Below are 7,075 nucleotides of genomic sequence, written 5' to 3'. Positions count from 1 at the left end.
TAATAGCTGCTGCAATTGCGCCCACGCCGCACCATAGGCGATTGGCAATCCAAAACTCGAAGCGTCTTCCCGCGCCGCCAATTGCAAGCCCAGCGAGGTGGGGAAGGTTAAGTTCTATTTTTAGGGACGCTAACAGTCGATGACCGAAGTTTTCTCGAAATACATCGTTTATGCCCTGAACCACACCTTGCAACTCTGCATGGGCCTTACTCAGGAGTCAGTAAGTGGGGCGACACATTCAGCTATGGCTACAGGAAGCAATTCTAGGGAATCTGTCGACTAAGCAAGCGACTGGTGAGTAAGCTTAGCTCGCGGAATGTCTGCCGAAGCAAGAATTTCCAGATATAAGCGATCCATGGATGCTCGAAGCTGCGATAGCTCAGCAGCTCGTCGTTGCTTGAATTCAAGAATTTCTGCTAGCTAGAGGAATATCCTCCGAAGGTACAGGAAGCGCAGAATAGAGCTCGACTTCTATTGCGCGCGCCTCTACGGTACCTTCCGGAGCGCTTGCCAGGACCGTCGAATGCTGCGCTAGCTAGAGACCATGCCCCCGGTTGTGCATTGTTACGAGCTTCCAACGCAGCCACTTGCATGATAAGCATTGCATAGCCAGCATTACCGCTGAAAGATGCGAATCGAACCGAAGATCGTTCGAGAACACCTGCAGACTGGAGAAACGCTACATCTGAATCATCCTCGACGAAGCCAATGATATTGTTATTTGGCCAATCGATCTTATCCCAGTACAAGAGATATTGGCGAAGCGATACTGGGTCAAATCCTCCGTGCAAGGAAAGAGTCTCCCCATTGAATGTGAAGCGAGGCGTGATGACAACGCCACGGATCATCTGCCGTCTCCAAGAGTGCTAACTTCTACCTCTGAACGATAAACCAACGGAATAAGCGATGGAGGCGATAAATACGCCCATAAACCGCCAAAGTTGTTTCTTTCGCCGGATGGTACACCGGGATGCAACCAGTATGTTGTCCAGTCCGGTACCGTCCGCACGCCGCCATTTTCGCCGTGCCAAACCATCCTGTTCCCGAGTCCGCGAAACCGCCTCTGCTCGACCCGATCAGGATCTCACTGCGAACCTGCCATTACAGCAAGAACACGGACCTGGCATACGTATCCTGGGTCACGGAGAGAGCTGGCCCCTTTCCAGGTCCCCGAGCGGGCACATGGCTATGAACGAATGGCTGCTCGCACGACTCGAACAGAAACAAATGAAACAAGAAGGAGTCTGCCGCGACATTCTGCGGATACCTGGCTGCGGCAGAGTGCATCGTGTTGCGTTTTCCTCCAACCCCGATAGGTGAGCCATGACCAAGCGATTCGCGAATATCCTCGAAACGATCGGCAACACGCCCGTGGTCCGGATCAACCGGCTGGCGCCGGCGCACGTGAACCTGTTCGTCAAGATCGAAGCGTTCAATCCACTCGGCTCGGTCAAGGATCGCCTCGCGATCGGTGTGATCGAGGCGGCGGAGAAGTCCGGGGCGCTGAAGCCCGGGCAGACGATAATCGAGGCGACCAGCGGCAACACCGGCATCGGGCTTGCGATGGTCTGTGCCGCCAAGGGCTATCCGCTGGTGCTCATCATGGCCGAGCCGTTCAGCGTCGAGCGGCGCAAGCTCATGCGCTTCCTGGGCGCCAAGGTCGTCATCACGCCCGCCGCCGACCGCGCGCTGGGCATGGTCCAGAAGATGGAGGAGCTGGCCGGCAAGCACGGCTGGTTCATGCCTCGCCAGTTCGAGAACGAGGCCAATGCCGATTACCACTCGCGCACGACCGCCCGCGAGATCGTCGACGATTTCGCCGGCGAGCGGCTCGACTACTGGGTGACGGGCTACGGCACCGGCGGCACCTTGAAGGGTGTCGCGCGGGTGCTCCGGAAAGAGCGGCCGGAGACGAAGATCGTCGTATGCGAGCCGGAGGATGCTCCGCTGCTGGGAAGCAAGATCGAGCAGCAGCGCAAGCCCGATGGCACGCCGGCGGCGGCGCACCCAAGCTTCAAGCCCCATCCCATGCAGGGCTGGACGCCGGACTTCATCCCGAAGCTGACCGGAGACGCCGTGGATATGAAGCTCATCGACCGCATTTTGCCGATCCCGGGCCCGGAGTCCATCCGCTGCAGCAAGGAGCTGGCGGCGAAGGAGGGCGTCTTCGTCGGCATCAGCTCCGGCGGAACGTTCGCCGGCGCTCTCAAGGTCGCGGCGCAAGCGGAGAAGGGCGCGACGATCCTGTGCATGCTGCCGGACACGGGCGAGCGCTATCTGAGCACGCCGCTGTTCGCCGATGTCCCGGCCGACATGACCGAGGAGGAGCTCGTGATTTCGCGCTCGACGCCCTCCAACCAGTTGAAGAGCTGAAGTTGTAGCATGACGATCGTCTCGCAGCGCACGGCGGTGGCGAACCAGGCGTTCGACGCCGTCAAGCATTTCTTCTTCGAATCGCGCTATGGGCAGCGGCGCGGCGATCCGTCCATTGCCGATTTCACCTTCGGCAATCCGCACGAGATGCCGCTCGACGGACTGGTCGGCGCGATTCGCGAAGCGGCGATCCCTCGCAACAAGGACTGGTTCGCCTACAAGGCAAGCGAAGAAACGCCGCAGGCTTTCCTCGCTACGGCACTCGGCGAGGAGCTCGGCGTTGCCTTCGATCCGGCGGACATTGCGTTGACCGCCGGCGCCATGGCGGCGATTGCGGTCGCCTTCCGGCTCGTTCTCGATGCCGGCGACGAAGCGATCTACTGCGAGCCGGCGTGGTTCTGCTACGAGCCGATGCTGCTCGCCGCCGGCGCCGTTGCGCGCAAGGTACCTCTGACCCAGCCGCGCTTCGATCTCGACCTCGACGCCATCGAGGCGGCGATCGGACCGCGGACGCGGCTGGTGATCGTCAATACGCCGCACAATCCCACCGGGCGGATCTACGGGCGCGATATGCTGAATGCGCTCGCGCAGCGGCTCGAACGCGCCTCGAACCGGTTCGGCCGGCGCATTCTGCTGCTCTCCGACGAGCCCTATCGGCGGCTGCGCTTCGATGGACGCGGGTTCGTCAGTCCCGCGGCCGTCTATCCGTGGACGCTGGTTGCGTACAGCTACGGCAAGGTGCTGCTTGCGCCGGGGCAACGCCTGGGCTACCTCGCGATTTCGCCGCTGATGCCCGCAGCCGAGCGCACGGCGTTGCAGGAGGCGATGTTCGGCGCGCAGATGGCGCTGGGCTGGTGTTTCCCCAACGCGGTCATGCAATACGCGCTTCCCGAGCTCGAGCGGCTGTCGATCGACGTTTCCGCGCTCGCGCGCCGCCGCGACATCTTGAGCGAGGTGCTGACCAAGGCTGGCCATGGCGTGCTGCCGCCGGAGGGCACGTTCTATCTGTGGGTGAAGTGGGCGAGCGGCGATCCGGAGCGGCAATGGAATGCGCTCGCCGACCGCGGCGTGTTCGTCATGCCGGGTGGCATCATGAATGCGCCGGCTTACTTCCGCATCAGTCTCACCGCTTCCGACGCAATGGTGGAGCGAGCGCTGCCGGCCTTTGCTGCGGTATCGTGAGGCCGGCTATCCGATGGCAGCGAGCGACTCAATAGCTGCATGTCTTTGCGATGAGCACTGCTCGTCAGGGGGGATGATCGAGCACTACCCTCCTCGTCGAGGAGGGTCGCGGTCGAAGGACGCGGGGTGGTCAAGGTTGCCGGCACAAAGCGCCGGGATGGTGTGTGTGTTTGGATACCACCCCGTCCGCGACGTTGTCGCGTCCCGTCCGTAGCGAGCACAATCTCGATGGGCGGCGCCAGGGCCAGGGTGACGAGCGCCTTGCGATCTTGGAGCGCCTTGCGACGCGGACAGCCTTGGGACCTCAGTTCACTTTGATCTTCGCTGCCCGCACCACCGCGCCGAAACGATCGCGCGCTGTCTGCTGGTGCGCGGCGAATTGCCCTGGTGTCATGAGCGGCATCACCTCGGCGGCCATGGCAGTCAGCAGCGCGTGCGTTTCCGGGGCCTGCATGACGCGGCCGATCTCACGATTGAGGCGGGTGACGATGTCCCGCGGGATGCCGCTCGGGGCGTAGACGCCGGATGTCCATGTAATGACCACGTCTGTGCCCGCCTCGGCCATGGTCGGCACGTCGGGAAAGAGCGGTGAGCGAGTGGTCCTCGGAACGCCGAGCAGCCGCACTTTTCCGCTCTTGATATGCGGAATTGCAGCGCCGAGATCGAAGGTGCAGTCGACCTGTCCGCCAAGCAGGTCGACCAGCACCTGTTGCGACCCTTTGTAAGGCACGTGGGTCACCCGAAACTTGGCGGTCTGCATCATCATTTCGGTTGCGATGTGCTGCAGGGTACCGTGCCCGGCGGAGCCGTAGTTGAGCTTGTCCGGATTGGCGCGGGCGTAGGCGACAAAGTCAGCGAGCGTTTTCACCGGAAGGTTCGCGCACACGATGAAAAAGAGCGCCGCTTGCGCCGTGGGCGCGATCGGCAGCAGATCCTTGGCGACATCGATGGGCATCTTGTACAGGTGCGGACTGACGACGATGCCGGAATCGCCCGAGTGGAGCAGGGTATAGCCGTCCGGCGCCGCTCTGGCGGCTGCCTCGAGGCCGATGATGCCGCCCGCCCCCGGGCGATTGTCCACAACGATCGGTTGGCCAAGGATCTCGCTCAGCTTCGTCGCCATCGAACGCCCGGTCAGGTCGGTCGAGCCTCCGGCTGACGCGGGGATGATCAAACGAATCGGCTTGGTCGGCCAGGCTTGCGCCCACGGCGGCGCGATAGTGCACGCGATCACAAACGCGATCACGTAACGACTTACAAGGAAGGCGCGATCAGCGCTGCAGAGGGGTCGAGCGCGCGCTGGCGCGACGGCCGGCCGCTGTCGCCGATCGACGGCATGCCGGTAGCGATCAAGGACATCATCGAGACTGCCGACATGCCCACCGGCCAGGGCTCGCTCCTGTTCGAGGGTCACAAGTCTCGCCGCGACTCGGCTAGCGTCCACGCTTTGCGCGAGGCCGGTGCGGTCATCATCGGTAAGACGACCACCACCGAATTCGCTGCTACCCACCCGTGGCACAAGACCAGGAACCCGCACGACCGAACGCGCACACCGGGCGGCTCTTCGAGTGGCTCGGCTGCCGCGGTCGGTTCCGGCATGGTGCCGGTGGGGCTGGGCACCCAGGTGGTCGGCTCCATCCTGCGGCCATCGAGCTTTTGCGGCGCCATCGGCTTCAAGCCGAGCGTCGGCGCGATCAACCGCAGCGGCTCGCACGATCACTTCAGCCAGAGCTGCCAGGGCGCGATCGGCGCGACGCTGGCCGACACATGGTTGGTGCTGCGCGCCATCGCCGACCGCGCCGGCGGCGACCCCGGCTTTGTCGGGCTCGAAGGTGATGTGAATTTCGCCGAGAGGGCGAGGCCCCGCATGGGCGTTCTCGAAACCGGCGGCTGGAGCCTCACGAGCGAAGGCGCACGCAAGGCGTTTGCCGAGGCGAAGGCGCGCTTCGCCAAGCTCGGCATCGCGCTGCAGGGGCGCGCTGAAGATCCCGGCATCGAGACAGTCGAGCAAGCGATTGCAGATGCACAGGCGCTGACGCGCGCCATCAATGCCTGGGAAGGTCGCTGGCCGCTGAACACTTACGCCGATCTGGACGCGGCGAAGCTCAGCCCGCCGGCGCGCGACCGGTTGAAAATCGCGGAATCGATGACGCAACGGCAGTACAGCGAACTGCTGTCGCGCCGCAGCGCTGCACGCATGGCCTACGCCAAGGCCGCACTCCGATACGACGCGTTCGTGACGCTTGGCGCGTGCGGCGCGGCGCCGGTGGAGTTGGGCTCGACCGGAAATCCGGCGATGAACGTTGCGGCATCGCTGCTCGGTTGCCCGGCCCTGACATTGCCGCTGCTGCAAGACGAAGGGCTGCCGCTCGGCTTGCAGCTTCTCGGGGCAACTGGCCGCGATGCAGCACTGTTCGAGGTGGCGGGGTGGGTGGCCGTCGATGCATTCGGCCGCATGGATCTGGTGGGGGCGGCGGGCTGAACGTTGGCGCGCCCGGCCGCGGCGGGGTTATCCGCCGAGCTCCACGATATAGAGTCCCGCGTTGTAGTCGGTGATGTAGACGAGGCCGTTCCGGTCGACGAAGACGTCCGCGGTCTGGATCACCCTGGCGCGATTGGGCCGGTGATCGAAGAGCCGCGCCGGCGCGGGCGGAACCAGGGCGCCGATCTCGACCGGCCGGCAGGGATCGCGGATATCGAATGCGCGCACCCCTGCGTTCTGATAGGTGGCGAAAACGATCTCCGAGCTGACAAAGCTGCCCGGCCGGTTTTCGTGCAGGTTGTGCGGGCCAAAGTGCCCGCCTTTGTTTTTGTAATCGGTCTCCGCGGGCTGTGGAAAGGTCGCGACGATTGACGGGTTGGATCGGTCCCGATTGTCGAATACCCAGATGTTCTTGACGCCGTCCTCCTGGTGGTCGAGCACCGCTTCGTCGAGGACCACCAGCAGGTCGCGGTCGGGCAAGGGCAGGCAGTTGTGCGTGCCGCCTCCGAATGGCGGTGCGCCGTCGCGGTGCGCGATCAGCTTCGGCTGCGCGCGGTCGGCGACGTCGATCACGACCATGCCGGCGTCGCGCCAGGCGGCATAGGCCGTGTCGTCGTGGACGATGGCGTGGTGCAGGCCGTAGCGGCTGTGGAGGGGCCAGCTCGGCGATTCGCCGGCAGCCTGGTTCATTCCCGGCAGCCCGTAGCGGCCCGCTTCCTGGGGCTGCGCAGGGTCGGTCATGTCGATCGTGATCAGAATGTAGTCGGTGTAACCGTCGATCAGCGCCGACGCGTACGCCCAACGTCCCCCGGTATACCAGATGCGGTGAATGCCGCCGCCCGCCACCGGCATGAAACCGACAAGGATCGGCTCGGCCGGGCGGGAAATGTCGTAGACCGCCATGCCCGCCGTCCAGTCGCGCGTGGCCTGCGGCCTGGCTTCCGCCGTGCCGACCACTTTCCCGAGCTGTCCCTTGTAATACGCGTGCTCGTCGGCAAATTCCGCCGCAGCGAACATGTCCTTGGCATTGATCACCAG

Annotated in this window: 5 protein-coding genes; 3 read left to right on the top strand and 2 right to left on the bottom strand. The window is 63.8% G+C overall.

The features are described from left to right. Positions 1-1,323: 1,323 nt before the first annotated feature. Both cysK and GEV05_29825 read left to right on the top strand, forming a co-directional pair. On the top strand, positions 1,324-2,373 hold the full coding sequence (cysK, locus tag GEV05_29830) for a cysteine synthase A (protein ID MPZ47485.1): 1,050 nt from the start codon (positions 1,324-1,326) through the stop codon (positions 2,371-2,373). Between the two features lie 9 nt (positions 2,374-2,382). After that, on the top strand, positions 2,383-3,555 hold the full coding sequence (locus GEV05_29825) for an aminotransferase class I/II-fold pyridoxal phosphate-dependent enzyme (protein MPZ47484.1): 1,173 nt from the start codon (positions 2,383-2,385) through the stop codon (positions 3,553-3,555). A 304-nt stretch (positions 3,556-3,859) separates the two neighbouring features. Here GEV05_29825 and GEV05_29820 read toward each other — a convergent pair whose 3' ends face one another. Next, entirely contained in the window at positions 3,860-4,678 is an 819-nt protein-coding gene (locus GEV05_29820) for a tripartite tricarboxylate transporter substrate binding protein (protein ID MPZ47483.1), read from the bottom strand. A gap of 75 nt (positions 4,679-4,753) precedes the next feature. Here GEV05_29820 and GEV05_29815 point away from each other — a divergent pair, with 75 nt between their 5' ends. Further along, positions 4,754-6,037 (top strand): amidase, encoded by a 1,284-nt coding sequence (locus GEV05_29815; GenBank protein MPZ47482.1) that lies wholly within the window; start codon positions 4,754-4,756, stop codon positions 6,035-6,037. Positions 6,038-6,064: 27 nt separating this feature from the next. On the opposite strand, the gene GEV05_29810 is transcribed toward GEV05_29815, so the two are convergent. Next, on the bottom strand, positions 6,065-7,075 hold a 1,011-nt coding region (locus tag GEV05_29810; GenBank protein ID MPZ47481.1), incomplete at its 5' end, for a hypothetical protein.

The sequence above is a fragment of the Betaproteobacteria bacterium genome (assembly GCA_009377585.1).
In the GTDB taxonomy this organism is placed as follows: domain Bacteria; phylum Pseudomonadota; class Gammaproteobacteria; order Burkholderiales; family WYBJ01; genus WYBJ01.
Note: the sequence above shows the minus strand (reverse complement) of the source record. Positions and strands in the feature narration are given on the sequence as shown.

What these genes read in the sequence shown, in the direction of transcription:
- cysK (MPZ47485.1), top strand. Translation starts at nt 1,324, where the DNA reads ATGACCAAGCGATTCGCGAATATCCTCGAAACGATCGGCAACACGCCC.
- GEV05_29825 (MPZ47484.1), top strand. Translation starts at nt 2,383, where the DNA reads ATGACGATCGTCTCGCAGCGCACGGCGGTGGCGAACCAGGCGTTCGAC.
- GEV05_29820 (MPZ47483.1), bottom strand. Translation starts at nt 4,678, where the DNA reads ATGGCGACGAAGCTGAGCGAGATCCTTGGCCAACCGATCGTTGTGGAC.